The sequence below is a fragment of the Streptomyces chartreusis NRRL 3882 genome (assembly GCF_900236475.1).
In the GTDB taxonomy this organism is placed as follows: Bacteria; Actinomycetota; Actinomycetes; order Streptomycetales; family Streptomycetaceae; genus Streptomyces; species Streptomyces chartreusis_D.
Genome location: NZ_LT963352.1, coordinates 8,957,382 through 8,983,317 on the forward strand (window position 1 = coordinate 8,957,382; position 25,936 = coordinate 8,983,317).

Sequence of the window (25,936 nt, forward strand, 5' to 3'; positions counted from 1 at the left end):
GGGGACACCAGTCCGAGCGCCACCAGCCTCTCGCCACTCGGGCGTCGTCGTGCGGTGTGCCCAACGAACGACCCTTGCACAGTCCGCTTCAAGCTACGTGGATGGTGAGTTGGGCGAGGAAGAAAGCGACGAGCAGGATGCCAGCTCCCAAGGGGGGGAGACGAATGCCGAGTGACTGCCTGACTGTAAGAGCTCCTAACGGAATGCGGGATGACCGTGTCCTTCAACGGAGTGGGTCGGTTGCTTGAGTGTGAGGAAGCGCGATCCCCAACCATGGCTGGTCGACGATGAGTTGTGGGCTCGAATCGAGCCTCTGCTGCCTGTCCGGCAGCGGCGGCATCGGCACCCCGGGCCGAAGGGCGTTGGATGACCGCAAGGTGATGTGCGGGATCTTGTTCGTCCTGTACACCGGCATCAGATGGGAGTGGCTGCCTGCCGAGCTGGGCTTCGGCTCGGGGATGACCTGCTGGCGACGCCTGCGGGACTGGAACAACGCCGGGGTGTGGCAGCGGCTGCACGAGGTGCTGTTGGCCGAGCTGCGGGCGGCGGACCGCCTGGACATGTCCCGGGCGGTGATCGACAGTTCGCACATCCGGGCGCTCAAGGGCGGCCCAAAACCGGCCGGAGCCCGGTCGACCGAGGCCGACCGGGCTCCAAGCACCACGTGATCTGTGACGCCACCGGCGTCCCACTCGCCGTCACCCTGACCGGCGGCAACCGCAACGACATCACCCAGCTCCTGCCACTGCTGGCGGCGATCCCGCCGATCCGAGGCAAACGCGGCCGGCCCCGGCAGCGGCCGAGAGAGGTCTACGCCGACCGGGGCTATGACCACGACTGCTATCGCCGCCAGGTCTGGGCGAAGGGCATCAAGCCCGTCATTGCCCGCCGCGGCACCGAGCACGGCTCCGGCCTCGGCACGAAACGGTGGGTGGTCGAGCAGACGATTGCGCTGCTGCACTGGTTCGGCCGCCTGCGGATCCGCTGGGAGATCCGCGACGACATCCACGAGGCATTCCTCAAGCTCGCATGCTCACTGATCTGCTGGCGCCGCCTACGAACCGCATTCCGTTAGGAGCTCTTAGCCGAGCTGAACCTGCGCGTCGACCAGTGGGACGAACAAGACGATGCCCGCCGCATCCGGATGCGGCCCCGCACCATCGGTGAGTACTTCGCCGTTGAACAGCCCCTGTTGAAGCCGCTGCCGGACGAGCCGTTCGACACCAGCGGCACTTTCGCGCTGCGGGTGGACCGGCACAGCCGGATCTCGGTCCGCACCAACTGCTACTCGGTGCCGGTGCGCTACATCGGCCGCCGGGTGCGGGCAGTGCTGCACGCCAACGAACTGGTCGTCTACGACGGCAGCACGGAGATCGCCCGGCACGAACGGCTGATCGCCAAAGGCGGGGAACGGCTGGTCTTGGACCACTACCTGGAAGCCCTGGTGCGCAAGCCCGGCGCACTGCCCGGGGCGACCGCGCTCGAACAAGCCAAAGCTGCGGGGAAGTTCACCCCGGTCCACGACGCGTGGTGGGCCGCGGCCTGCAAGGTCCGGGGCGACCGCGACGGCACCCGGGCCCTGATAGACGTGCTCCTGCTGGGCCGGCGCATCCCGCGCGAGCACCTGGTGGCCGGGCTCGCCGCCACCCTGCGGGTGGGCGCGCTGACCGCGGACGCTGTCGCGCTAGAGGCCCGCAAGGCCCAGTAAGCCGACGACGCCGACACCACCCTGCCCGAGCCGGAGCCGCGGCGGCGGGAGCCGACCGTCACCTTCCTGACCGCGCGGCGGCTGGCCCATTTCCCGCCCGACACCCGGCCGCTGCCCTCACCGGCCCCCTACGACCAGCTCCTTGGCCGCCGCACCCGCGGCAACACCGCTGCCAGCAAGGGAGAACAGATGCCATGAACGCCACCAGCCGCCGCCGGATGAGTGAGCAGGCGGCCGAAACCGCCGTGGTCGGCGCCTGCAGGATGCTCCGGCTGCCCACCATCCGCGGGAAATTCCCGGACCTGGCCGAGCAGGCCGCCCGCGAGCAGATGTCCTACCTCGCCTTCCTCGCCGAACTGCTGCTGGCCGAATGCGACGACCGAGCCCGCCGCCGCTCCGAGCGCCGGATCAAGGCCGCGGCCTTCCCCAGGCAGAAGTCGCTGGGGGAGTTCGACTTCGACGCTAATCCCAACATCCACGCCGCCGTCGTCCACACGCTTGCGACCTGCGAGTGGGTGAAGAAGGGGCAGCCGCTCTGCCTGATCGGCGACTCCGGCACTGGCAAGTCTCATTTGCTGATCGCGCTGGGCACCGAGGCCGCGATGGCCGGGTTCCGGGTGAAGTACACCCTGGCGACGAAGCTCGTCAACGAGCTGGTCGAGGCCGCGGACGAGAAGCAGCTGACCAAGACGATCGCTCGCTACGGCCGTGTCGATCTTTTGTGCATTGACGAACTCGGCTACATGGAGCTCGACAAGCACGGCGCTGAATTGCTCTTCCAGGTTCTGACTGAGCGTGAGGAAAAGAACAGTGTCGCCATCGCCTCCAATGAGGCTTTTGGCGGATGGACCAAGACGTTTACCGATCCCCGGCTCTGCACGGCCATCGTCGACCGGCTGACCTTCAATGGCACGATCATCGAGACCGGCACCGACTCCTACCGCCTGGCCCAGTCTCGGGCCAAGGCCGAACAGGCTGCCATGACCTGAGCAAGATGGGGACCGGAACGGCGGGCGTTGCCCAGTGCCCGGTCCCTGCCCTGCTTCAAACGAGCACGTGCTGCGGAACTGCCAGATCGTCATGGGCGAACAGACGTGTCAAGGCGGGTGAATTGTCCTTGGCGCAGGTGTCGGCGACCACATCGATCAGCTGGTCGTAATCGGGACCGGTCTTGCCCTCATAGGCCGCGGTCATGCGGCCCCACTCGTCCCAGTTGAGTGTCTCCTGCTTGCAGAGCGCGGCGAGGTCGCGGACGGCGTTGCCGCTGATCTCATGCGGTCCCCAGGCGTGATCGGTGCCGGCCACCCCGAACAGGGCCGGGTCGATCAACCCGTTGCGATAGTGGAGCCACGCTTCACCCCCGGTGAGGAATTCGCCCGGGGCGAGGTCGTCGGGGCGGTCGACGTAGTTCTTGCCGAGGTGCTCGGTGTCGACCCGCACCCAGCGGTTGTGGTCTTCATCCCAGTACTCGGTGATCCAGTGATCGACGCCGCGGTCCTTGAGGAAGTAGGTGCCGAAACCACACCGAGCTCGGGAGGCGATACCCCGCGCCCGCAAGATCGCACAGGCGATGGTCGCGAAGTGACGGCAGGTGCCGATCACCCGCGTCTCGGGCGTTCGGGGCTGATGAAGCGGCGCAGGGTCCAAGGCGGTCAACGCGGTGATCAGCTTGTCGACCGGCCTGATGTTCTTCTCGGCGATCCGGTCCTCGGGCACCCCTAGCGCCGCGGCGTCTGCGGGCTGGATGACCAGGCCCTGCACGGCGGCACAGACGCCCACGGGGTCCTCCGGCAGTCCCTCAATGAGCCGGAGCTGGGCCGAGTCCAGGCTCGTTAAGAGCCCAGGTCGAGAGTAGTTGAGCACGTCATCGGTCATAACCGGGCATCGTAAGGGCCAGGGCTGACACCGAGACCGGGCTCAGCCCCTGCCGGGCTCTCGTGTTGCTAGAACTCACCGATATTTCTGCGGCCGAGCCGCCTCAAGCGTTCCCCGAACTCACCGTCAGGCGTTGCTGCTTCCCACCGACACAATCAAGACGCCGGAGTACTTCCGCAGCATCCTCGGCAAGATCGCCAAGCCGGTGATCGACGCTGGCATCGAGGAGGAGATCACCTCCCGCGCCTTCGGCAGCGTCGAGGAGTTCCAGGCCGCCCTGCCCGAAGACGTCACGGTCAGCACCCTCCAGTAGGTCCTCTGCATCCGGGGGCGGGTGCACCCAAGAGGTGCACCCGCCCCCGCACACATCCAGGAAGGATCAAGCCGTGCCGTCACTCCCCAAGCCGCATGTGATCATGACTAAGACCCGGGCCGCAGGGCACGGCTCCGGCCTTCCGGGAGCGCGGCACATCCGGTCCTCGCGCAACGACCGGCCTTACCACTACATGGTGCACAGCAAGCACTTCGCATACGAGGAATACGCCCTTCACCTCGGCCAGGTGAGCCCGGTCAGGAGTACGTCGCCTGCGACCGCTCCGGCTACCGGTACCGCGTCGAGGCCTCCCAGCCTGGAGACACCTACGTGCAGGTCACGGTTCTCACCGACGGCATCCGCTGCAAGGTGAAGCCGACCAGCCTGCACACCGACCTTGCGCGCCGCACTGGCTACCTCCTGGCGTCCCTGGGCGACGCCGAATGGGAGGCCGACCCGCGTACGTCCTGTACCGCGCGCAACGGGCACGCATCGCCGACCGAGCGTCCGAGAAGTGGGGACACTGACCTGCGCACACCCGACGACGTCCGCACCCGCGCCGCCGAACTGGAGAGTCGGGTTCCCCCGGTCACTCCGAGCCGCGTCACGGTGGCGTGAGCGGGGGCCAGGGAGCTGACCGCGTCCAGTTCAGCGTCCACCTCCCGCTCCAACTCTTCCCGGGGCGCGAGAATTCACGGCAGGGGTTATGGCGCTCCTGGTTCAGTTCTCGGCGAAGACGAGGTCCTCGGGCGGGTGGGTCATCCGCACCTTGCTGTCGATGACCTCGACGATGGCGTCGAGGCCGGTGGTGGAGTGGCCCGTGGAGATGATCCAGAACTCGTCCGCGGCCTGGTCGAGGAAGGCGGGAAAGCCGGTCAAGTCCGGGTTGTTGGGGTCGCCGAGGTACAGGTGTTCACCAGCCGCCGGAACAGCTTGGGCAGGATCACGGCGTCGTCCTGGAGGGAGTCGATGTCGGTGACGGTCGCGCCGTCGAGCGTGTCGTCGTCCCTCCACAGGCCCTTGTTCTCCTCTTGTGCCTGGCGCACCGCGGCGGTCAGCTCGCCGCGCAGGTCGGGGAAGAGGTTGGTGTAGTACGTCGGGTAGGCCAGGCCCTCTTTGAGGATGTAGTGGTTGAACGTGGTGTGCAGCAGCGCCTCGTCGACGTTGATTTGCGTGCCGCTGGTGCCCGGGGGTGTGCCCTTGCCGGCGAGGGCGATGCAGCGCTTGTCGCGGCCCGCGCCGCGGGTGAGGATCCAGCCGGGTCGGGTGGTGGGGGTGGCGGCGGTGACGGTCTCGTCCGGCGCGCGGTCGACGGTGGTGAAGCCGAGCCAGTTCGTCAGCGCGTCCCGTGCGGCACGACCGTGGAGCCACGGCTGGTGGACCTCGGGGTTGCCGTTGCGTGTGTAGTGCGTCTCCAGTGTGTCGATGGCGTCCAGCCGTAGCTTGGCTTTGCCGGAGGTGTTGTGCTCGACCTTGTGGGGGCCGGGGACGAGGTCCCACTCCGCCTTCTTGTCGGGCTTGAAGTGGATGGTGTCTCCGTCTGACCGGCCGTTGAGGATGTGGTACGAACCCGTGATCAGCAACATGGGCATGGCGATGCGGCTCCCTCACGGTAGGCATGAACGCCGGAACGGACTTTCACTCAGCGTTACAGGGTAGGAGCATTTTCTGTACAGATAGTGAAGCGGCGCGTGAAGTTCGCTCGTTGAGCCCTTTTCGGCCCCGCGGCCGGAATTGAGGCTTTCGGCCTCGGCCGGTGGGGTCTGCTGTCGTGGGGACGACAGCAGACCCCCGTTCTCCTTCCTCGCGCTGGCCCAAGCTGATGGGCAAAAGTTTCGCTTCGCTGGCCGCCGGGTCAGATGCCGGGGCAAACGGCGGCGCCCAGGCCGAGGGCGGCGCAGATGCAGAGGGTGCGCAGGACGCCTCACCGGAGTTTGATAGCGAGGGCGGCGGGGCGCAGCCGCGGACCGCGGTATCACGCTGCCGGTGAAGCAGAGGAGGAGGCTGGTTGCGGAGTGCTCGGGCGCTGGCCTGAAGGATCGTCCCAGACAACGTCTTGTGGAGGTGGACCGGCGGCATCCACGACCGCCGGACCCTGCACGCCGCCCGGCCGGGGAGGTGAGGCGGGCGTTCGCGGAGACGCCGCGGGCGCCGTCCGCCTGCCCGATCGGCGTCGCAAGGAGACGTGCCTACCCCCACCTTGTGGGGTAACTCACAGTAACTGAGCTGTGGGGTGCGTGCGTTGGGTGAGATGCGTGGCCACAGCGGTTGCGCTGCCTGCGGTTTCGTGGACCGGCTCGATGTGTCCGTAGGTAACCAGGGACCCGGTGCGCGGAGTGGGTTTGCTCACCGATAGGGTGTGACGTGCGCCCCCTCCCTGGCTGAGCACCTTCGAAAATGCAGCCAAGGAAGGGAGCGCAGGAGATGGCGTCATCTCCGACGGGGCTGCCAGCCCCGAAGGAGGGTGACCAAGCACCAGCTGGAGGCCAGTCCAGCGGCTTCCGGTAGTCACCGGTCGCCAGGTGCGTGGAACCCTCGCCCCAAGGGCCTCGCGTCTCTTCGTCCTAGGCAGGGTCGGAAGATGCGGGGCCCTCTCCTTATGTGTCCAAGGGTCTGGGAGCCGAATCTGGTGGGATACGGCTTCTGGGCCCATGGGTGGTGAGCCCTCATAGTGAAGGCCTAAGGCCAAACTCTACAGCCCTTCGCCCGCTTGATTGCCAACATGGCTGTTCACGGGTCACAGCTGGCCCCAAAAATCTTGGCGCTGCATCGTGATGGGGTGTCACTAAACTGCACCTACCGTGGTGTTGGGAGGTCGGAATGGCACGAGGGCTCGCCGACATGTTCGACGGGGCAAGGCTGCGCCAGGCACGGGCCGCAGCTGAGGACGGGCGGGGGATCAGCGCTGAGGCGCTGGCGCGGCGTATCGACGCCACCAAGTCCCAAGTGCTCGCGTATGAAAACGGATTGGTCAGACCTGATCCGCGGCGGATCCGAGATCTGGCGCAGGCCTTAGGGATCGAGCCGCTGCAACTGTCAGACGCCAGCCGGGCCCAGGCATGGACCTTGGCCGATCTGCGGCGCGCTCACGGGCTGCGAGCCGCAGACGTCAGCAGAGCGTTGAGTCTGTCCTTGCGGACGTATCGACGTCTGGAGAACGAGGGCATCGTGCCGGCGCACAAGTTCAATCTCATGAGCGAGCTGGCGGAACTGTTTGCGATCACTGCGGGTGAGGTGGAGGAGCATTTGCGCCGGGCTCCGCTTCTGTCACAGCGCTTGGACGAGGTGCGTGAGCCGCTGTCCTGCCTGCTGTCCTTTTACTTGCAGCCGAAAAATCTAGACAAGCCCGATCCGGGTGACGACGAGATTATCGCGCTGGCCGGTCTGTATCGTCGGTCGCCTTTGACGATTGCTCGCATCGTGGGTCACGAGATCGCTCGGCTGAGGGGGATGCGGCGGCGCAAGGCGAAGTTCGATGCTGCAGCGAACTACGGTGCCACCGCCGAGGAACAGGCCAAAGGGCAGGCGGCCGCCCAGGCTGAGGGGCGCAAAATCCGTGAGGTCATCGATGCTCTTCCGCAGAACTTGGACACCTTCTTCCGGTGCATGCTGCCCCTGGACGCCTGGCGTGCCATCGCCCTCTTCCACGCGTTGCGGCCGCTGGGCGGCTGGCTCTCGACCGGGCAACTGAACGCAACCAGCGAGCAACTCGCCATGATCCCGGCCCAACTGCTCGAGCGACGAACCACCGGAAAGGATGCCGCACAGGCGGAGTACCGCATCTCGGAGCAGGGCGCCAAACATTGCGCCGCTTACCGGCCTTGGTATGACGCGTGCTACCCCGCCGTACAGGCTTTCGTCCAGGTCAACGAGCGAGCCCTGGCTGGCCACATGCAGCAGTCCGACCTCCACGACCTCCTCGCCCAATCGGAGGCCGTGCTGTTCAGCTTCGACGGACTGCTCTGTCGGCTGTTCGGCCGCAATCTGCAGACCGTTTCAGAACGCCTGCTGAGCGGAGCGCAGTCGCTGCAGCTGGTCTTGCCACCGCAAACCCCAACCGATCCGGTCGGCATGTTGCGCGCTCTGGTACGCCATGGCACACCAGCTCAGATCAACCAGTTGGACCGACTGCTGTCGCAATTCGAGATGGAAGCCGCGCGACACGTCGCTCCGCTTCCGGGAGTGAGTCAGCTGCTGCGTGCCTTGGCGGACAGCCCTCGGCGCTTGGCCGTGGTCACCGACCACGCCTCCGACGCGGTGAACGTTTTCCTTGAGCGGCTGCCGACCGACATCCCGCCCGGCCGGATCGCTGTCTTCGGCCGCCCCGGTGATCCAGAGCTGATGAAACCCAACCCGCACGGGTTGTCGCAGGCGACCGCGGCTCTGAAGGCTCCGCACGCCCGCGTGCTGCTGATGGGGGAGTCGATCGCCGATGCGCTGGCTGCCCAGACGGCGGGTATCCCGTTCGTTGGTGTCGCCGCCACGACACGGCAGGCTCGGATGCTGCGTGATGCCGGGGCCAGTCGCACTGTGGCCAGCGTGCGCACCATCACCGCCGTGGTCAGAGAGCAGCAGGCTGGCGCCTGACCCTGCCGCATGCGGTCGCAGTCATTCCTCCTTGCTGGAGCGCCCCCGGGTGAAAGCCGCAAGGGCATGTGTGTAGCGACGGGTCTGGGGATGGTCGGCGCCCAGCAGCTGGCGGGCGGAGTCGCAGACCTGCTGTAGCAGCTGCAGTGCCTCGGTGCTGCGCGACAGCGCCTGCAGCACCGTCGCCAGGAGATGAGCCGTCGCCAGCGTTTTGGGGTGACAGAACCCGTAGAGACGTGTCCTGGAATCCAGGACACGTCGGCATTCGTCGTGAGCCTGTTGCATCAGACCCAGGTCGTGCAGGACGCAGGCGTGATTGTGGCGAGTGGTGGCGGTGCTGGGATGGTCTTCGCCGAACTGCTGCAGCCGGATCGTGAGCAGCGCATGGTATTCCTGCCGGGCTGCCTCCAGATCGCCCCGGTCGTGCAGGACGCGTGCCAGCTCGTGTCGCGCTGCGAGCGCGTTCGAGTCCTGCTGTCCTCCGGTGCGCAACCGCGCCCGGTAGACGCATCGCAGATGGTCTTCGGCCCCGTCCAGACGCCCCATGTCGTGCAGAAGCCTGCCGAGCTCATGGCGGGCGATGAGCGTGTCGTGATGTTCCGTGCCGCAGATGCGATCCAGGGAGCTCCACACCTGCAGTCGCAAGGGTTCAGCGTCGTGCAGTGCGCCTAGGTCGTGCAGGATGGAGGCGAGATTGTGTCGGGTGGTGATGGTCTCCACATGATCCGGACCTAGCACCTCACAGCGAATGTCCAGCACCCGTTTGAAGCCGCTCCGGGCTTGGGCGAACAGTCCCTGGGTCTGGAGGTAGCGGGCGGCGAGTTCCGCAGCATCGGCGCAGACTGTCCGCTGAGGGACGGACAATTGGGGGAGACCGTCTCCGGCGTGTTGCAGCAGATCGAGTGCGTGCGGTGTCAAGGCCGCCCATGCGGACCAGGACTTTGGGTCTTCCGGGGGGAGGCGTACCTCGTCCAGCCGCAGGGCTTGCTCTATCAGCGTGACAGCGGTGGTGGTCTCGGCACGGGCGATGTCCCGAATCAGCGGATGCAGTCTCACGCAGGGCAGCCCTCCATTTGTTGCGGATAGGTCTAGAGGATCTACTAACCCCAGTGCGGCAAGTTCGCGCAGCGTGCGCCACAGTGTCGTTCCGTCCAGATCGGCAAGGCCAGGCAGGACGGCCGACACTTTCGCCGGCCGCAGCAGCAGCGTGTATGGAATCGGCGCCTCACCGAAGGCGGACAGCACCGTCAGCAGCCGTCCTGCGTGAGCGAAACCCATCTGATGCAGCAACTCGATCGACATCTGCCAGGCATGGGCGATCACCCGCGCCGGATTGAGGCTGCTGCCGTGCTTGTTGAGTACCTGGTGGTAGGTGGCGAAGTCCAGGGGCATGCCCGCTTCCCTGAGGGCTTCCGGCATCGTGTTGACTTCCGCCAGATAGGAGCCGGCCATCGACAGCGCCAAAGGCAGGCCGCCCAGCCGTCTCCCCAGTGCCTTGGCCGCCTGCACCGTCCCGGCGTGATTACCAGCGTGGTCCAGTAGAACCTGCGCAGCATCGTCGGGCGCCAGGGGGCCCACTGGGTGCAGAACTGCGGCCCCGCCCCACCAGCGAGCCACCCCGTAACGGGTGGCCACCACGACCATCCCGTCGTTACAGGCATGCGGGCGCAGCCAACCTGTCCCCGCGGCCAGCCGGCCGGGGCCGTCCAGCACGGTGAGATCTTCCGCATTGTCCACGATCAGCAGCCAGGGCCGAGTCGAGGCATTCAGCCTCTCCCATAAAGCATCTGCAGCGGCCTCGCCGACCTCGTCCTCGTCCAGACCCGTGTGCCGCGCCACCACCCGCATCCCGGCTACAAACGTTGCCGCGTGGCGGGCATCCACCCACCACACCCGACGAGGGCCAGTCCTGGAGAGCCGATACACCAGCTCCAGGGCGATGGCCGTCTTGCCGCTGCCGCTGATTCCGTGCAGCACGTGCATACGGCCATCGCTGCGTCCCGCGCACAGATGCAGGAGCTTCTCAACCAACTGCTCCCGCCCTCGCAGTGGGTAGCGCTGATCGCGTTCCGCCACTGGTGGTGCCACGGTCACAGCCGTCCGCTCACCCGGCGTCGCTGCGGACACCACCAACTGGGCGACGTCCATTCTCCCGGCCGCCACGGAGCCGAGCTGAGCGATCACCTGGGCCGTCGAGCCTGCGGTGGGGACAGGAATTACGGTTGCGGCCGGTGGGGAAAAGGGGGCGTGAGGTGAACCCCGCCGTCTACTCGAACCACGCCACCTGCCACCGAGCCACCCTCCGCTGTCACCGACACATCGCCTCCCGCCACCAGGCCGCCCGCACCGGCCTGGTGCCCGGGCAGCTGAGGTGACGTACCGGCAGATGCAACGAGCTCACGCAGTTCGGTGACGACCTGCTCACGCTCATCCGGACGCAGAGTCTGCAGGAACACCTCCCAGCGTGTCTGCCATACACCTTGCCAGTAGAGGCGTTGTCGCTCGAGGTCTCCCTCGCCTGTCACGCCGGCTTCCGTTTGATCGAGACGGATCAGCTCAGCCTGATGCTGCTCGGAGTCCCCTCCGCCCAGCATCTGGGCAGCGCGCTCTCGAACACTTCTCCAGGCATCGGTGCCTGCGGCCTGTACGACCGCCAGGCCACCTGCCGTCGCTAAGGCCGCGATCGACTCAGCTAACACACGCCCCCCAATGCGATATGAATATCCCGTTCCGCATACACGTTCGTTGGCCATTGCTAGTCGTCGGGTGATGCTCCATCAAATACTTCCGCTAAATCTGCCCTGTCACCCCTCCCATTTCCACCCCCAGGCAAGGGGTCATAGTGGACGGTGACCGTGCTGTGCAACCACTCACGAGGACCGATGTTCACCTGATCACGGAGTGTGACATCGGAAAGGTCACGGCCACCAGGTGGGACGTGTAGGGTCCGAGTCTGGCCGACGAAGGCCCGCTGCCTGACAGGCAGAAACCCCTCAACAGCCTGGTGCACAACCGAAGGAGGCCTGGCCTTGAGCCGCCGGCGGGCCGAGCAGCGCCGCGACGACGACCCTCAACGCACACATATGCGGCTGCAGTACAAGAGTCTCGTCGTTCCTCTGCAGTTCTACCTGTTCGTCAAGTGTGCAGCCCTGCACCTCGACCCCCGCAAAGTCGCCGACGAAGCCTGGATTTTGGCCTTCTCTGAGCCCCACAGCCTCCGCGGCTACCGTGCCCTGCGCGAGAGGGCGGACGGCATCGTCCAAGAGCGCATCGACGCTGGCGTTGACACGCGGGACGCCGACTACTCCCTGGTGCAAGTGTTCGACGCCTACTTCAAGGGCAAGTACCTCGCGCTGCGCGAAGGCCTGCAGGTGCTGGATGAACTGCCCCTTGACGACCGGCGGGCATACCAGGCGAAGCTTCTCGATCTCCTCGCCAATGAAAACGTCGCAGCGGTCATGGGAGCAGCCGTTTTCGAGAACCGAGAACGCGAGAGGGAAAAACTCGCTAACTTGGCAGGAGCGAACCACGATCTCAGCGTGCTCGAGTCGTTCTTCGCCGACGTGAGGGGGAAGCGCTAATGACGATCAAGACCAATGATGATCTCGTCGTCCGGCTCTACCGATCCTACGTAAGGCTCAAGCACGACGTCCGCGCCGATGACGATCTCGACCGACGCTTCGAACACGCACTAGACGCCGTTGAAACCCAACTCGCCACGCGTCACCCCCATCGCACATGGCGTCCCCGCCACCGTCGTTCCCGTCTTGCTGGCAGCGCCCGCTCCGCTCCGCACCGCCGCACTGCCATCACGACGTCTGCGGTCACCCTTTGCACCACGATTGGCGGCGTGCTGCAAGGCGCAGTAGGAGCGGTGATCTCCCTCAGTGTCAGCCTGCTTTTAGCTTGTACAGTGGCCGTGATCCAGCACGGCCCTGCCCGTCACGACTGACCGTCCGCTCATTCAGAACCGCTCGCGTGGCAGGATGGCTGGCCTCCGGTGCTGACATGCAGTGCCGATAACTGTCTGTCCCGTGAATGATCTACAGCGTGCCGACTGGTCTCGCTACTCCGTCATGAGAGCGGCGGATGCGGCGCGGGCGTGCTCGGGTAGGTGGTAGCGCGCGAAGAGACCCGTGGCGGCGACCGCGGCCGCCAGCTTCGTTGCGGTCGGCCGGTGCCTGCTGGCGCCCCGGGTCGATGCCGCAAGACCCACGCGCTGCCGGGTCGTCGGGTGTGGCGCTAACACCCCGGCAGTTGGCAGCCCCTGCCAGGGCTTGGCCCGACTCCCCACGACTGCCTGCCGGCTGGCTGATCCGCCGCACCACCTCACCGGTTGCCGCCGTGCGGAAGAAGACACCTGCTCAGAACCTCATTGCGCTTGTACGGTTCCAGCCGCGCCTCGTTGCGCATCAATGCCGTGCACCTGGTCGGCGCGATCGTCGGCAGCAGGCCGATACGTCACCTACGGCCGTCTGCTCGCCGTGATCCCTCCTCGCCGTCGCGGCTGATGCCGTCGCCGCCCCGTGGTGCCGGCTCCTTGCTGAGGACACCGCTCACCTGCTCGTCGCCGAAGGTGTTACCGGGCTCTGGCGGCCGCCCCCAGTCGAGGACGTGCAGGCCCGTGCTGTGGACGAGGAGCGGGTCCAGGCCGAGGAGCTGGATGGGGGAGTGGCCGTGGCGCTGCAGCCATGCGCGGCGGCGGCGTTGTTCTGTGCTGCTCAGTTTGTGCCAGTAATCGTGGTGTACTCCTGGAGTGCCGGGGTGTTCGTTGGCCCAGGCGCGGACGAGGGCGGTTTCGTCGGGCGCGGTGTGCAGGGTGATCAGGGCCCATGCGGTGTCATACGGCAGGGCCGGTCCGTGCTGGGCCATGAGCCGGCGGGTGCGCAGTTGCCGCAGAGGTGCCAAAAGCCATCGTGTGGTGCGGTAATTCATGTCGGCGTGCTCCCGGGGTCGTCGCGTTGCTGCCAGCGGGCGGCGGTGTCTTTGAGGTCGTGGTGACCCAGGGCGTGCAGGGTCTGGGTGAGGGCTTGTAGGAAGATCTCGCGCTGCTGTGGGGTGTGCAGAGCGGTGATAAACCGGTCGGTGAAGTGCCTGATGTCGCCGCGCAGATCGTCCTGTGCGGGGTCATGCGGCAGCGGCAGACCTTCTAGTGCGTCTGTCAGTTCCTTGAGCTCGCTGAGTCGGTCGGGGAATTCGGCGATCCACCACACCCTTCTCAGGTCTGGGTCGGCGAGCACGCGCTGCAGATGGGCCAGACGGCGCATCTGCAGCGCGTCCTCCAGGTCCAAAGTTTGTTGCCGGCGCGCATGTTCGGCGGCCAAGTCACGGTCGCGTGCCGTGGCGGTCAGCTGAACCGAGCCAGCTACCTCCAGGCCGGGGATGGGGTGGCTCCACCGCATCAGGGCGGTGTTGGCTGCGTCCTGGGCTGCGCCGAGATCGAGGACGGAGTACTGGCACAGCAGGCGGGTGGCCTGCTGGCGCAGGTGGTGGCGCGCGAGCGCGGCAGGGTCGTGGTGATCTGCCGGATCGGCGTGCGTCCGGCGCCATGCACCGTCGACGCGCACGGTGAAGAAGACGCTGGTGATGCAGCTGGCCATCCGCTCGTCGTTCATGACGAGCGGATGTGCCCCTTGGGTCTCGGCCGCATCGAGGGCGGCAGTTGCGGTTGTGCGGCGCCAGGGGAGGATGCTCACGCGGCCGTGACGATGGCGTCGTTGCCGGGCTCTGCGGCGGATCCGGGCTCCGCGGGGGAGGCCGTGTGCTGGGAGATCAGCAGGTCGAGCAGCAGCCTGCGCCGCATCCTGCCCAGGTCAGAACTGCCGGAGGAGCCAACCAGCAGTTCGGCTGCGCCCCGCTGGCCGAGATGGCCGTGCAGCACCGCCGCTGCCAGAGGCAGGACCTGGTCGTCGGACAACCGGGGGGAGTCCAGCCATGCGGCCAGACGCGCATGGGCCGTCCCAGCCGCATTGGGGTCCTGCAGTGCTGCCCGCCAGCCGCGGACGAACAACTCACCGGCGAGCGTGTCGGCGGCGTCTTCGCCTGTTTCCCGCGCTGCGAGCACCGGGAGAAGGGTGTCGCAGGCGATGTCGGTGAGGGCGAGAAACGTGTCTGTTCCGGCCTCGCGGACATCGCTGTCGGCGGCCTCGGCCCAGCCGACGATTTCCGACAGCACCAGGATGCGCTGTTCAGGAGTGCTCGCCAGACGGCGTACCGCCTCGGCTACCGCCTCGCGGGCCAGGCCGTCGCTGCGCGAGGCCAGCAGACGCAGCCGGGTCAGCGCGATGCGCGGATACGTCTGTCCCAGACGGCCGGCGCAGATATCGGCGACTGCCGTGGCGAGTTCCTTGCTGGTGCCCTTTTGATGGGCCCAGTCGTACAGCTGCTTGCGGACACCTGCGCCCGTCACCGGGTGGAGCGCCATTGTTTCCAGGACCTCAACGGCCAGCTCCCTGTGCGCGGAGCGGCCCGTGGCGATCCAGTCGCTCGCCACCAACTGCACCACCGAGCCGCCGGGCAGCAAGGACAGCTGCACCAGGCAGTCGGCGATGCGACGCAGATGGCGTACGGCGACCCCGTTGGGTGCGCTGATGTGCGAGGCCCACTGCAGCAGTACCCGGCGCAGCTGCGGCCGCTGCCGCCACACGTACTTCAGGACCGCTTCGGGCAGTCCGTGCTGCCGGGCCTCGAGCGAGAGCGCCTCGTCGTCGTCCTGTGAGGCCTTGATGGCGTGGAGCCGTTCGTCCAGGCCCCGGCCGGCCAGCGCGCCACCAGGCGGCAGAACGCCGCCGACCTCCGCGAAGAGCCGGTCCGCAGCATCCAGCACGACGTCAGCCGGCACACCTTCCAGCAGGGCGGCGGCAATCAGGAGCGCTCGCTCACGCAGGTCTTCCGGATTCGAATGCTTTTCGAACCACTTCTGCAGATGGTCCTGCCAGTCGGTGAACTCCTGCTTGACCGCGTCCCGGTTGTCTTCGCCAGCCTGAGCGACCAGCAGGGCCAGACGAGCGGCGTCGGACGGCTCAGCCGATTGGGCGAGCAGCGCGTCCAGGGGAGCACTGGACAGCCAGTCCACCCGGTCGGCTGCGAGGTGCCGCAGGTGGGCCTTGGCGATCTCGGTCGCCGGCGGGCGGATCATGCGCACACTGGGCACGGTCGCCAGCGTCCCGGGATTCCAGCCTTCCGGGGTCGCCAGGATAACCAGGAAGGCTTCGGCTGCTTCGGCTTCCTGCTGGTAGTCGGCGAGCCCGGTGTAGAAGCCCTCGTCCAGCCCACGGCAGGCCGTCAGATCCAAGACGAACCCGTGCCCCTTGGTGTGGGGAAGCTGCTCCGTGCGCGGCCGGTCCCAGTCCAGGACCAGCCAGCGGATCCGTTCCCGGGGCACCCCCACACTGTGCAGCACGCGCAGCGCGGCTGCGCGCCGGCCCGTGCCCGTCTCCCCGAGCAGCACCAGCACGTGGCGCCTGCCGTGCGGACGGTTCAGCATACTCACGGCGTGCGCCACCTGCCCGGAACCGTTGCTGCCCAGGGCATCGACAAACGCGTTCTCCACGAGGTCCATCTCGCGGTCAGCCATCCCGACCCCGCGCAGGTACTCCCAGCCGCGCACGTACCGGTGGTGGTGTTCCTCGTAGTCGCGACCGACCTGCGTCACGCGTGCGCGGCCGGACGCCTCGGCCTGCTGGACGGGCACCGCCTCGATGATGTCCGGCCCGCTCATGACTGCTCCTGACCGGTGATGTAGTCGCCGCCGACCTGCACCAGCCGCGCCTTGCCGCTGGCTTTCCCCTTCTGCCTCACACTGGACTTGCGCTCCTTGGCCTCCCGGCCCTTCGCGGCCTGCTGCGCGGCGGAATCCAGCGGCTCGCGTGGTGCTGCATCGCCACTCCTGGCGAGGTAGGCACTGATCACGGAGGGCACCAGCCCCGGGACGAACAGCCAGCATGTCTCCTCGAAGCCGGGCTTGCCGTCCACGCGGGCAGTGGCCTTGAGGAACTGGCGTTCCGTGAGAGCGGGCGTGCGGCCGGCGCGTACGGTACGGCGGAACACGGCGTCCGACACGGCAGCAGCCAAGAGGGCGCCATGGTCCATCGCAGCGGCCAGGGCGTCGCGGACTGCGTCACTGTCGACGAGCCGGCAGGCATCGACGGCGGCGTCACCGCGGTGCTCCGGCGGTGTCAGCGGCCCGACGTGCACGCTCGCCCGCAGCCGGATCCGAGGGGCGCTGGCCAGCCGCGTCTGGTCGTAGCGCTCGAGCGCCTGGCCGAGGTGGCCGAGGAAGGGATCGACCAGCCGCGCTGCGTGCCGGGCGGGCAGCACGAAGATGGCACCGTCCCCCCGGTCCTTGTAGGCACTGTCGAGCGGGGTGATGCTTTCGATCCGGCTCTGTGCGAACACGGTGGCCAAGATGTCGTCCAGATCGGTGCGGGTGGGCGCCATCTTCGCCTCGGGGATCTGGCTGTATTCCTTCATGTCGACGACCAGGAGGGCGTGCTCCGGCGGTACATCGACAGCGTCGGGCGGGACAGGAGAAGTCACGGGTCACCGGCCTTTGGGTCGCGGGAAGTTGCGGTGGCGCCCATGCTGGCCGTGCCCGGGCCCAGGTGGTGCCCAGCAGTGGGCACGGTGCCGGTGTGGTCGGTCACCTGTGGGCGTGCGCGTGTGACTGGATGGAGGTGAGGTCGCGGATGAGGAGCCCGCCGGCAGCCTCCGTGGCCAGCCACCCCCGCTCGCGCCACGGTTTGAGCGCCGTTCCCACGGCATTGCGGGACGCGCCGATCATCTGTGACAGCTCTGTCTGGGTCAGACGCACCACGTGCTCGGCGTGGCCTGCGGATGCGGCATGCATGAGGCGGCCCAGAGCCGAGGCCAGACGCACAGGAACCGGCGCGGTGGCCAGCTCGAGCCGTACCGTCTCCGCTTCGCGGACCCGGGCGATGGCGTGACGCAGCAGCGGAGTCAGCAGCCCGTGCGAGTCGACGAAGCCAAGAAAGTCAACGGCCGGGATGACGTGCACCCGGCAGTCCTCCGCAGCGATGACCGACGCGGTGCGCGGCTGGTCGTCCAGGACGGCCAGCTCGCCCAGCAGCTCTCCTGCGCCGCGCACCGCCAGCAGCGTCCGCTCCCCGTGCAGCCCGGTCAGGGTCACCAGGGTGGATCCGGAAGCCAGCAGGATGACATGCGTGCCGGGATCCCCCTGCCGCAGCAGCACACTTCTGGCCGGACGCATACGAACAGGGGCCAAGTCACGTAACCGGGACCATAAACGCTCACCGATGACCGCAGCATGCGGCTGATACATACTTCCCCCGAGTGTGGCGGCCGTCACGCCGCGATACTCTCAAGCGGCGTGTAAGCGATCAACAACCCAATTCCGGCCAACGTAACGGCGGCTGCAATGAGATCGGCAGCCCGCCTGACAGTGCGGAACTTCCGGCCCGCCAAAGCCGTGAACAGCGCCAGTCGTTCGGCCTCGGCTCGCGCAGGCCCGTCAACGCTCATGGCCGCCACGGCCGACAAGACCTCCTCGGACCGGCTGCAGTCCACAGCCTCCCGCGCGAAAACCCTGAGCCGGCCGCCCCGCGGCAGAACGGGACGAATCGCGGACAAAGCCGCTATAAGCGATAGGCCAAGTAAAACGGCAACGCCCGCCAGGACAGCGGTCAACAAAGCCCCAGCACTGGGCAGAGCCGACACAGCTGCAGCGTCGACGGCCAGCAAACCACCAGCCACGCCACACAAGGCCGCCGCCTTAGTGTCCGCCCGCTGCACCTCGGTGAACATCTCAGCAGCCTTGGCCTCAAGCCAGCCACGGCCCACCAGGCCCGTCGAACCGAAGTCCTCGCCGATGTCAGGCACGTAGCTCCTCCTTCAGGCCCTGCGCCGCCGCTTTCCGTACCCGTTCACCGTGCACGAACCCCGTCAGCCGAAGCGCCCACTGCAGGGCACCGCGCATGCTGAACCCGTCACAGCCACAGCGCGTCCCCCGGTCAAGCAGCACCACTCGACGGTCAGTGACACCTCAGGTGCACCCTCCGGTACCTGCGGTGTCCTGACGTCGGCCCACTACCGGCCACGGTCGCCCCCCAGCAGCCTTCACCGCGACACCCCGCACCCCACCGGGCGCACGCGGACGATGCCCTCACCCTTCCGCCTTTGTGGTCCTGGTAGCCGGTGCCTGGTCTGGGGGCTTTGAGGAAGATCTCCCGCTGCTGCGGAGTGTGCAAGGCGGTGACGAACCGGTTGGTGAAGTGCCCGACCTCGCCCCGCAGATCGTCGTCTGGGGGCCACCCGGCTGGCGCCCGGGCCCGTGGGAGGCGCAACGGCTCAGCGTGTGGAGGTGACATCGTCTGTAGCCGTACGCCTTGTCAGGTCGCCGAACCCGCAAGCCAGTGCGCGAAGGGCGTGCGCACGTCCGGGACGTGCAATGGCGTTGTGTCCGCGCCTGCGCCGCGCGCTGCCTTCAGAACTGCCGCAAGGTCCTCGGTCGCGAGCGTATCCACAGGGCACACCTGGCATTCCGCTTCCTCTGCGCGTCCCGCCGCGGCGTCTGCGAGGGCCCGGAGGTGGGCGAGGGCGTCGAGACCGCGGTCGACGCGCAACGCGTGCCAGGTGCCGCGTTGCGCATCGACCGCGGTCTCGACGCCCGGATACACGGGCAGGCCGATGTGGCCCTCATGAACTCGGACGAGGACGGTCTGGAGGAGGTAGTCGCACAGATCGGACTCGGCCTGATGGTCACCAGACGAGGGTTTCCTCACGAACCCGGGGCCCCACAGGTACTGCGCGGGGAAGGCGGTGGTCGCGCTGCGTGCGTCGAACTCCAGGAGATTGAGGTCGGTGATACCGCCCGGGTACAACACGGCGCGGATCAGGATGTAGGTGGATGCCTCTTCGCCGCGGTCTCGGCCAGTTGGTCGGCGTAGCCGGCCGTGTCTTCTCACCATGGTCGCTCCAGCCGATGGCGACCACGCTTCGACTGAGCGGCGCGGGATACAGCCGGCCTCCTGGTGTCGGACGTCCCGAGGGCCGATCAGGCTGGCGGCGCCGGAGGTCAGAACGGTGCTGTACAGGGAGACGATCAGGGATTCTGGATCAGGAAGTCCGCCGCTTCCCGTGTCCTGTGCTTGCGGTGGAACGTCTCCTCCTGTGCTGCCCACAGTGGCCACATCTGGGCCGTGGAGAGACCATCCCTGGATTCCACGCGTGCGCGGCGCTGCGGCGTGTTTGCCTCCACCCAGATCGTGGAGTGAAGGTACGGCGCCGACTGCAGGCTGTACGAACCGACGCCCTCTACGATCAGCGGTCCGCCGGGACTGATCGTGTGGGTCTCGGCGAATTCCCCCGTGTACCAGTCGTATCTGCGCCAGATTGCCGGGCGGGACTCCGACAGTGGGCGCAGTATCCAATCGACGAGGTACTGGGCACCCTGCTCCAAGCCCGTCCAGCCCGGATAGATGTCGTCCATGTGAAACACGTCGGCCCCGGACTGGGCTGCGATGCACGCAGCCAACGTCGTCTTCCCAGCTCCGGACGAACCGTCGATGGCCAGTACGAAATCCGGTCGGCCAGAGGGGCCATGTACAGCGCCCGCGATCCGTACGGCGGACTCGTGCATCTCCCGGGAGATGCACGCGCAGCCTCTGAGGTGCACGCTTGCCAGCGGTTCCATAGCACTCGACAAGATCCACCTCTTCACCGCGGCCGCCCGGTGGCACCAACGTCCCACAGGGGCCCAGTGTGTTCAAGACGATCCTGATCGACGGCGTAGTGAACGGGCGCCGCTGATGGCAGCAGTGAAGCAGGCGAACAGCTCGACCCGGTCCGCTGGCCGGGAGCCCCGCAGCACCCGTAGAAACCCACAGGTCAACGCTACGAGACGGGCGGTTGCACAAACCGCAGCCGCGATGATCAGCAACAGATTCCACGTATCCACGATCTTGCCCTCCAAGCTGCACCCGACTCCCCGCCCTCAATCTGCCGCTGTCCCACCATCCGCACGCGGCTTGGGACAGCCCCGGATGGCCCAGATATCCGGTGCTGTCGCCGGGACGTGTCAGGATGCCCCGGGCAGCTCACGGATGCCGCCGCTCGGGGCAGTTATCGGGAGAGTGCAGGCGAAGCGGGAGTCACTGCCTTCTCACCGCTTCGACCAACCCCCCGGCACTTGTGCGGCGACAGCCCAGCATCTCGGCGGTCAGAGCCCCATGTTGGGATGTTTCGGAACGCCCTGACCGCGTAGCCCGATACCTATCCGGGGAAGAGCTAATGCGGAACAGGTGCAGGGCAGAGACCGGGGGACGTGGCCAATGGGGGACATGCACCGCACGAGAATGCTGATGTCGTTCATGGACGACCTCTGCGCCATGAAGCGCCTGGCTGGCCTTTCGTACGAGCGCATCGAGCAACTGTCGCAGCGGCAGTTCCACGAGGGAAGGCGGCTTAATTCCCTCGGCTCGACAGGCATGCAGGTGCTTGCTCGCACCACCACTCACCGTATGCTCAAGAACGGCGATGTATCTGTCGCCGACCGTCCCCGCGTCATGACGTTCGTCGCGGTCTGCCTGAAGGCCGCCGATGAGCGAGGCGTCGCATTGCCCGCTGACTGGAGGGACGCAGACCGGTGGGCCCGCAGGTGGTCGATGCTGGTCTCAGAGTCCCTGTCGAAGACCGCCCGCCCCATCGCCAATTGCTGGGGCGACGAACAAGACGACGACGGCTCAGGGGAGGGCGACGCTGCAGGACTGGTGCGGCTGGCCCCAGTGGAGCAACTCTGGCCCGCCCGCAACCCGGAGATCGGGGAGCTGGCCACGGCGATCCGGCATCTGGGACGCTCGGGCCGTCCGGAGGCGGCCGCCTCGCAAGCCAACGAGCTCGTCCAGCGCTGCGCCCAGCGGCTCGGCGGTGACCATCTAGGCACGCTCGCCGCTCGGCAGGCCGCGGCTTACTGGGCCGGGGAGGCGGGTCGAATGAGGGAAGCGGTCCGGCTGACCAAAGCCGTTCGTGAAGACTCCCGCCAGATGCTCGGCCCCGACTCGCCTTACACACGTCTGACTGAGCGGCGGCTCGTCTACTGGGTAGGCACCGCCGGCGACTGGACTGGCGCCTGGCACCACGCCAACAGGCTGCTCACTCGTTGGGAAGGCGATCCGGCTGTGGACGCGCTGGACCTCAGCCTGGCCCGGATCGACGCGCTGTACGCGGCCGCCCAAGTCAGGGGCTGGAACTCCGCGGTCCACTACCTCCGTCATGAGATCCCCGGTCTGTCTGAGCTGTTGGGCCCGCACCACCCGATAGTTCTGTGGGTGCGAGCCAGCGTCGTCGAGGGCCTGATCCGCTGCGGTGAGACGGCGGAGGCTACTGACTGCGCCGTCAATCTGGTGGAGGACACCGAAGGGCGGTTCGGCGCAGATCACCAGCGGGTGCTGTGGGCCCGGGCGGCGCTAATTTCCGTGCTGCGCGGGTCGAAGCGCTTGTCAGAGATGGTCGACATCGCCCGCGTCAATGCAGCGGAGGCTGACCGCATTCTCGGGTACCTGCACCCCGAAGCAGTGAAGATCAAACTCACGTATGTCGAATCGCTACACGACGAGGGCGCTGTCACCGAGGCTCAGGAAATCGGTCACGAACTCCTGGCGACGGCGAACGCTTCCATGGGTTGGGACAGCCTCAGCATGCTGCGCATCCGGCTCGCCCTGTTGAAGACCGGCGATACGGACGTCGGCGGCAGCCGTCCGGTCGTGGATGCCACCCCTGAGAGCTTGTATGCGGACGCCCGTCGACTGCTTGGACCGGACCACGAAGTGACGCTCAGGGCCCGCCTGTTATACGTGTCCCGCGGTAGCCCGCGAGATCGCGATCAGCGTCTCGCCGAACTAACCGAGGATTGTGTCCGGGTGCTCGGCATCGGTCACCCGCTCACCGCGGAGGTACAGATGGCTCTCGAGACCGCGCCCGACGTCCCCTGAGGCCAGGAGTTCGACCCGACTGGAAGTTGCTGCTCGATGCGTCAGACCGCACTCACACCAGTCGGGCCCGCAGGGTCGCGCGCTCGGAGTGGGCGACGACGACCTTGACCTCATCCGTAGGCGACCAGTATTTCGAGGGTGATCGTTGACGGCACCGGGTTTATCGCCTGCGATTGCGCGGGTTGTCTGCTCGGCGCCGGGCAGCGCGAAGGACGCCCCATTCGGCGAACGGGCGGAAACACCACGCACTGCCCGAGCACGAGGACGACTGCACGTGGGACAGTTGCTCCGAACTTCTCTTCCAAGACCACGACGTCCCGATGCTCTTCGGCGCATCCCTTACCGGCATCGAGGACCCAGACAGCCCGACGAACCAGGGCCTGGGAATGGAAGACCTCCGCCTGCTCGCCTGGTTCGACACCCTTCAACAAGAGGGAGGCCCGAAACCCACGCCGAGGCTTCCGCCGCTGACCTTGCCCCCACGCCCGACCATGCCCCGGTCACCTCATACCCGGGGCTCAGGCCCACTTCATCCCGGCGTCACTGAGCTCCCGCACCCGCTCAGGGGCCAGGCGCTGTTTACGTGCACGGCAATTGGCGATGAACACTCCCAGCGCACGGTCGTCGCCGTCCACGGTCTCCACGTGCTGGCGAGGGACGTTCAGGTCCCCTTCCCGCTGCTGGTACTGGCGGGCTGCGGCGAGGTTGTCGGCCCACATCTGCGCCCGCGTCCTGCCCGGGGCAGGGCCTGTCTGAGGCTGCCCCTCGCCCGGCGCCAAGTGCAGTACCTCGGTGAGCAGCCACTGCTGCGCGGGCAGCAAGCCGTCCCATACGGCAACAGTGCGCTGGGCGCCGGCCCAGCGCCCGAGGTCCTCGCCCTGGACGACGAGCTCCCCGGGCTCAGTGGGCAGTTTCCCGCCGCCGTTCACATGGGCGCGGGCGAGGTAAAAGCACCGCTGCCAGGCGATGTCCCAGACCGGGCACCAAGCGGGATCGATCGCCTCCAGTTCCCGCCACCGCCGCGCTCCGTCACGCTTTCCCGATGCCCGGCCCCCGTCGGGACCGTTCTGCACCGCTCGTTCTCGTCGTGCGGCGGCACGCTGGTCACGCAGCCAGATCCCCACGGGGTAGCCCTGCCAGGTTGCCTCGGCGGGGGCAAGGAGGTGCCCGTGCTCCGCCGCCCAGCGGCGTGCGGCGTCCAGGCCTTCGGAGAAGGCCACCTCGCGGTGGGACCACACCATTCCGGCTGCGTCCAGTTCCCTCACCCGTTCCTCGGCCAGGGTGCCCTGACGGTAGGCGATGCGCTGTTTGGCGATCCATACCCCCAGTGCGAAGCCGTCGGGGGCGGTATACCCGTATGGGATCCGCAGGTGCCCGTGATCGGCGGCGTAGGCGGTCGCGGCCTGCAGCCCCCGCCGCCAGTACTCGCCCTCGGGCCGCAGCACACGCGCCCGGATGAACGCCGCCAACTGCACCGGGTCCCGGGCCGTGGAGAACTGCAACAGCCCCTGCGCCGCCCCACTGACCACCCCACCCGCCGTCCCGCCCGTGACCGAGGGAGCCTGCCGGCCGGGGGCCTGGGGGACGGCGAGCTGCTCGACGGCCTCGGCATCGTGCGCGCGCAGCGCGGTCAGCACCTTCACCAGATGCGTGTACGACCGCGAGGCCAGCATCTCGTCCGGCTCCTCACCCGGCTCCAGGAAAACCGGCACCACCAGCGAGGCCACCTTGCCCTCCCCAGGCTGCATCCGCAGCGCCCGGCCCACGGCCTGCACCACATCAGGCGTCGAGCCCCGCGCATCCACGAACACCACCGCATCACACGCCGCGGTATCGACCCCCTCGCCGAGCACACGCGCCGACGACAGCACGCACAACTCCATCACGGCATCCTTCACCACCCCAGCGGAAAAGGTCTCCAGCACCTGCCGCCGGTGCACCGCCCGATGCTCCCCGCACAGCCAGTCCGCCCACACCGCCCCCGGCTCCACGAACGAGGCCGCATCGGCCTCCCACAGCGACGCGGCCACCCGCCCCAGCCCGCCGGCGAAAGCCTCCGCCTCACTCGTACGATGATGAAACGTCAGCACCCGCCGCAACCGGTGCTCCGCAGCAGTCTTCAAAACCGCCGTCTGCAAGGCCGCCAACCGCACCCCCCGCACCTCATCCGTATACGCCTGCGCACCCACCAACTGCACCGCCGACAGCTGCGAGTCAGCGATGTCCACACAGACCACCTGGTACTGCGCGATCAACCCCCGCTCGATCGCCTCCGACATCGTCAGCCGGTACACCACCGGCCCGAAGATCTCCTCATCGTCCATCGACGCCACCAGCCGTCCCGCCCCATCGGTCGGCGCCCCCTCAACCCCAGGCACCTCCCACAATCGTGGAGTCGCCGTCATGTACAACCGCCGCACCGCCGGCAACCGCCGATCGTCATGCACCACAGCCCACGGCTTCCCCAATACCCCCGCCGTCCGGTGGGCCTCATCCACCACCATCAGATCCCACCGACCCACACCGGCCGCATGAGCACGCTCCAGCACACCCAGCCCGGCAGCCGCATACGTGGCGAACACCGTCACCCGGCCCTCATGGGCGAGCCACCCTGCCAACTCATTAACATCCGTGGTGCACCGCACCCCTACAGCGGCCTGCTCCCGTTCGGAACACACCCCGAACAACCGACCACCCCGGCCGCCGGCACGCCATACACCCACCATCTGACCCAGCAGATCGAGTGTGGGCACCAGAACCAGCACCTGTTCGGCACGGAGCCCCTGGGCGGCATAGACCGCGATAAGGCTCTTCCCTGCCCCTGGAGGCGCGATCACCTGCGCACGCACCGCTGTGTCCGCGAGCCCTCTGCTCATCGGAGACCCGAGCGCACGGACCACTGCGTCAACTGCCTCGACCTGATGAGGACGGAGCCGCTGCTTCCTGGGCACGAGATCCCGCCTTCCGATCTACGGGGGCAGTAGGCCCTCAGAGTAGAATCTCTACAGGAGAAATTTATGATGCAAGGCCCCAGAGGCCAAGCCCATCACACGCTATAAGTGAGCATGGCTCATGCCCGACGGGCTCTGCACCCGAACCTCGAAGACGCCCATCCCGCCCCAGCAGTATGGGACAATGCACCCCCTCAAAAATGACGCACCGTCATAGGAAGAACCTGACGAGCGTCAAATACTTCGGTACAAATGCTGCATCACCTGATGCAGGGCACCTCCCCTCGCTGCTCGGGCCGAAGGCCCGTTGGCCGCACCGCGCAGCGGGGCCGGCCTGCGTGGCGCATCGAGCCACGGGGTGGCTGGAGCGCAGCGTAAGCCGCCCTCACGAGGCCGCAGGCCGCAGAGCTCCGGGAGCGCAGCGGACGGAGCGTCACCTGCCTTGCGCAGCAAGGCAGGTGACGCTCGTGCGGAGCACGAGCGCAACACCCGTGCGGAGCACGGGTGTTCGCTTGCCCATCGCGCAGCGATGGGG

The 25,936-nt window shown here is 67.4% G+C and carries 21 protein-coding genes and 1 pseudogene; 9 read left to right on the forward strand and 13 right to left on the reverse strand.

Annotated elements, in window-relative coordinates; all coding sequences use genetic code 11:
* Positions 1 to 250: 250 nt before the first annotated feature.
* The 3 genes and pseudogenes from SCNRRL3882_RS40405 (at position 251) to istB (ending at position 2,697) form a co-directional block, all read left to right on the forward strand.
* A pseudogene (locus SCNRRL3882_RS40405) lies at positions 251 to 1,075 on the forward strand (IS5 family transposase).
* Positions 1,076 to 1,144: 69 nt separating this feature from the next.
* Positions 1,145 to 1,708 carry a Mu transposase domain-containing protein gene (locus SCNRRL3882_RS41430; protein WP_231911010.1) on the forward strand — a complete coding sequence of 188 codons (564 nt, stop codon included), beginning with the start codon at positions 1,145 to 1,147 and terminating at the stop codon, positions 1,706 to 1,708.
* A gap of 194 nt (positions 1,709 to 1,902) precedes the next feature.
* On the forward strand, positions 1,903 to 2,697 hold the full coding sequence (gene istB, locus SCNRRL3882_RS40415; RefSeq protein WP_010049032.1) for an IS21-like element helper ATPase IstB: 795 nt from the start codon (positions 1,903 to 1,905) through the stop codon (positions 2,695 to 2,697).
* A gap of 55 nt (positions 2,698 to 2,752) precedes the next feature.
* Here the strand turns inward: istB and SCNRRL3882_RS40420 are convergent, their stop codons facing one another.
* Positions 2,753 to 3,583 carry a transglutaminase-like domain-containing protein gene (locus tag SCNRRL3882_RS40420; protein WP_029181818.1) on the reverse strand — a complete coding sequence of 277 codons (831 nt, stop codon included), beginning with the start codon at positions 3,581 to 3,583 and terminating at the stop codon, positions 2,753 to 2,755.
* 133 nt (positions 3,584 to 3,716) lie between these two features.
* Here SCNRRL3882_RS40420 and SCNRRL3882_RS40425 point away from each other — a divergent pair, with 133 nt between their 5' ends.
* Positions 3,717 to 3,896 (forward strand): hypothetical protein, encoded by a 180-nt coding sequence (locus SCNRRL3882_RS40425; RefSeq protein ID WP_029181817.1) that lies wholly within the window; start codon positions 3,717 to 3,719, stop codon positions 3,894 to 3,896.
* A 330-nt stretch (positions 3,897 to 4,226) separates the two neighbouring features.
* Positions 4,227 to 4,514 carry a hypothetical protein gene (locus SCNRRL3882_RS40430; protein WP_010049028.1) on the forward strand — a complete coding sequence of 96 codons (288 nt, stop codon included), beginning with the start codon at positions 4,227 to 4,229 and terminating at the stop codon, positions 4,512 to 4,514.
* A gap of 102 nt (positions 4,515 to 4,616) precedes the next feature.
* On the opposite strand, the gene SCNRRL3882_RS42495 is transcribed toward SCNRRL3882_RS40430, so the two are convergent.
* Positions 4,617 to 4,775, reverse strand: coding sequence for a hypothetical protein (locus tag SCNRRL3882_RS42495; RefSeq protein ID WP_010049026.1), 159 nt, complete (start codon positions 4,773 to 4,775; stop codon positions 4,617 to 4,619).
* Positions 4,772 to 5,488 carry a thermonuclease family protein gene (locus tag SCNRRL3882_RS40435; protein WP_010049025.1) on the reverse strand — a complete coding sequence of 239 codons (717 nt, stop codon included), beginning with the start codon at positions 5,486 to 5,488 and terminating at the stop codon, positions 4,772 to 4,774. The genes SCNRRL3882_RS42495 and SCNRRL3882_RS40435 overlap by 4 nt, the downstream gene beginning before the upstream one ends.
* Positions 5,489 to 6,716: 1,228 nt before the next feature.
* Here SCNRRL3882_RS40435 and SCNRRL3882_RS40440 point away from each other — a divergent pair.
* Complete coding sequence (locus SCNRRL3882_RS40440) at positions 6,717 to 8,483, forward strand: helix-turn-helix domain-containing protein (protein WP_010049024.1); 1,767 nt, start codon at positions 6,717 to 6,719, stop codon at positions 8,481 to 8,483.
* Positions 8,484 to 8,504: 21 nt separating this feature from the next.
* Here the strand turns inward: SCNRRL3882_RS40440 and SCNRRL3882_RS40445 are convergent, their stop codons facing one another.
* Positions 8,505 to 10,631, reverse strand: coding sequence for a tetratricopeptide repeat protein (locus SCNRRL3882_RS40445; protein WP_202458425.1), 2,127 nt, complete (start codon positions 10,629 to 10,631; stop codon positions 8,505 to 8,507).
* A gap of 881 nt (positions 10,632 to 11,512) precedes the next feature.
* Here SCNRRL3882_RS40445 and SCNRRL3882_RS40455 point away from each other — a divergent pair.
* Together SCNRRL3882_RS40455 and SCNRRL3882_RS40970 are read left to right on the forward strand one after the other, a co-directional pair.
* Positions 11,513 to 12,064, forward strand: coding sequence for a hypothetical protein (locus SCNRRL3882_RS40455; protein ID WP_010049020.1), 552 nt, complete (start codon positions 11,513 to 11,515; stop codon positions 12,062 to 12,064).
* A complete protein-coding gene (locus tag SCNRRL3882_RS40970; RefSeq protein ID WP_158688494.1) occupies positions 12,064 to 12,435 on the forward strand; it encodes a hypothetical protein in 372 nt (123 codons plus the stop codon). The genes SCNRRL3882_RS40455 and SCNRRL3882_RS40970 overlap by 1 nt, the downstream gene beginning before the upstream one ends.
* A gap of 509 nt (positions 12,436 to 12,944) precedes the next feature.
* Here SCNRRL3882_RS40970 and SCNRRL3882_RS40460 read toward each other — a convergent pair.
* The 8 genes from SCNRRL3882_RS40460 to SCNRRL3882_RS40495 all read right to left on the reverse strand — a co-directional run bounded on the left by SCNRRL3882_RS40460 (position 12,945) and on the right by SCNRRL3882_RS40495 (position 19,950).
* Entirely contained in the window at positions 12,945 to 13,418 is a 474-nt protein-coding gene (locus SCNRRL3882_RS40460) for a hypothetical protein (protein WP_158688493.1), read from the reverse strand.
* Positions 13,415 to 14,179 (reverse strand): hypothetical protein, encoded by a 765-nt coding sequence (locus SCNRRL3882_RS40465; protein WP_029181815.1) that lies wholly within the window; start codon positions 14,177 to 14,179, stop codon positions 13,415 to 13,417. The genes SCNRRL3882_RS40460 and SCNRRL3882_RS40465 overlap by 4 nt, the downstream gene beginning before the upstream one ends.
* Positions 14,176 to 16,203, reverse strand: a complete 2,028-nt coding sequence (locus SCNRRL3882_RS40470) for a hypothetical protein (protein ID WP_010049014.1) — start codon at positions 16,201 to 16,203, stop codon at positions 14,176 to 14,178. Before SCNRRL3882_RS40470 ends, SCNRRL3882_RS40465 begins: the two co-directional genes overlap by 4 nt.
* Positions 16,200 to 16,955, reverse strand: a complete 756-nt coding sequence (locus SCNRRL3882_RS40475; protein ID WP_050810353.1) for a hypothetical protein — start codon at positions 16,953 to 16,955, stop codon at positions 16,200 to 16,202. The genes SCNRRL3882_RS40470 and SCNRRL3882_RS40475 overlap by 4 nt, the downstream gene beginning before the upstream one ends.
* A 169-nt stretch (positions 16,956 to 17,124) precedes the next feature.
* Positions 17,125 to 17,694, reverse strand: a complete 570-nt coding sequence (locus SCNRRL3882_RS40480; protein WP_010049010.1) for a Crp/Fnr family transcriptional regulator — start codon at positions 17,692 to 17,694, stop codon at positions 17,125 to 17,127.
* A 113-nt stretch (positions 17,695 to 17,807) separates the two neighbouring features.
* Positions 17,808 to 18,341, reverse strand: a complete 534-nt coding sequence (locus SCNRRL3882_RS40485; RefSeq protein ID WP_010049008.1) for a Pycsar system effector family protein — start codon at positions 18,339 to 18,341, stop codon at positions 17,808 to 17,810.
* A 509-nt stretch (positions 18,342 to 18,850) separates the two neighbouring features.
* Positions 18,851 to 19,429, reverse strand: coding sequence for a hypothetical protein (locus SCNRRL3882_RS40490; RefSeq protein WP_158688492.1), 579 nt, complete (start codon positions 19,427 to 19,429; stop codon positions 18,851 to 18,853).
* Positions 19,430 to 19,563: 134 nt separating this feature from the next.
* Positions 19,564 to 19,950, reverse strand: a complete 387-nt coding sequence (locus SCNRRL3882_RS40495; RefSeq protein ID WP_158688491.1) for a phosphoribulokinase — start codon at positions 19,948 to 19,950, stop codon at positions 19,564 to 19,566.
* A gap of 850 nt (positions 19,951 to 20,800) precedes the next feature.
* Here SCNRRL3882_RS40495 and SCNRRL3882_RS40500 point away from each other — a divergent pair.
* Positions 20,801 to 22,450: a hypothetical protein gene (locus SCNRRL3882_RS40500; protein WP_158688490.1), complete on the forward strand. Its 1,650-nt coding sequence runs from the start codon at positions 20,801 to 20,803 to the stop codon at positions 22,448 to 22,450.
* A gap of 518 nt (positions 22,451 to 22,968) precedes the next feature.
* Here SCNRRL3882_RS40500 and SCNRRL3882_RS40505 read toward each other — a convergent pair.
* Positions 22,969 to 25,401, reverse strand: a complete 2,433-nt coding sequence (locus SCNRRL3882_RS40505; protein ID WP_010049001.1) for a DEAD/DEAH box helicase — start codon at positions 25,399 to 25,401, stop codon at positions 22,969 to 22,971.
* Positions 25,402 to 25,936 lie beyond the last annotated feature (535 nt).

What these genes read in the sequence shown, in the direction of transcription:
- SCNRRL3882_RS41430 (WP_231911010.1), top strand. Translation starts at nt 1,145, where the DNA reads ATGCGGCCCCGCACCATCGGTGAGTACTTCGCCGTTGAACAGCCCCTG.
- istB (WP_010049032.1), top strand. Translation starts at nt 1,903, where the DNA reads ATGAACGCCACCAGCCGCCGCCGGATGAGTGAGCAGGCGGCCGAAACC.
- SCNRRL3882_RS40420 (WP_029181818.1), bottom strand. Translation starts at nt 3,583, where the DNA reads ATGACCGATGACGTGCTCAACTACTCTCGACCTGGGCTCTTAACGAGC.
- SCNRRL3882_RS40435 (WP_010049025.1), bottom strand. Translation starts at nt 5,488, where the DNA reads ATGCCCATGTTGCTGATCACGGGTTCGTACCACATCCTCAACGGCCGG.
- SCNRRL3882_RS40440 (WP_010049024.1), top strand. Translation starts at nt 6,717, where the DNA reads ATGGCACGAGGGCTCGCCGACATGTTCGACGGGGCAAGGCTGCGCCAG.
- SCNRRL3882_RS40445 (WP_202458425.1), bottom strand. Translation starts at nt 10,631, where the DNA reads ATGGACGTCGCCCAGTTGGTGGTGTCCGCAGCGACGCCGGGTGAGCGG.
- SCNRRL3882_RS40970 (WP_158688494.1), top strand. Translation starts at nt 12,064, where the DNA reads ATGACGATCAAGACCAATGATGATCTCGTCGTCCGGCTCTACCGATCC.
- SCNRRL3882_RS40460 (WP_158688493.1), bottom strand. Translation starts at nt 13,418, where the DNA reads ATGAATTACCGCACCACACGATGGCTTTTGGCACCTCTGCGGCAACTG.
- SCNRRL3882_RS40470 (WP_010049014.1), bottom strand. Translation starts at nt 16,203, where the DNA reads ATGAGCGGGCCGGACATCATCGAGGCGGTGCCCGTCCAGCAGGCCGAG.
- SCNRRL3882_RS40475 (WP_050810353.1), bottom strand. Translation starts at nt 16,955, where the DNA reads ATGAAGGAATACAGCCAGATCCCCGAGGCGAAGATGGCGCCCACCCGC.
- SCNRRL3882_RS40490 (WP_158688492.1), bottom strand. Translation starts at nt 19,429, where the DNA reads ATGGTGAGAAGACACGGCCGGCTACGCCGACCAACTGGCCGAGACCGC.
- SCNRRL3882_RS40495 (WP_158688491.1), bottom strand. Translation starts at nt 19,950, where the DNA reads ATGGACGACATCTATCCGGGCTGGACGGGCTTGGAGCAGGGTGCCCAG.
- SCNRRL3882_RS40500 (WP_158688490.1), top strand. Translation starts at nt 20,801, where the DNA reads ATGCACCGCACGAGAATGCTGATGTCGTTCATGGACGACCTCTGCGCC.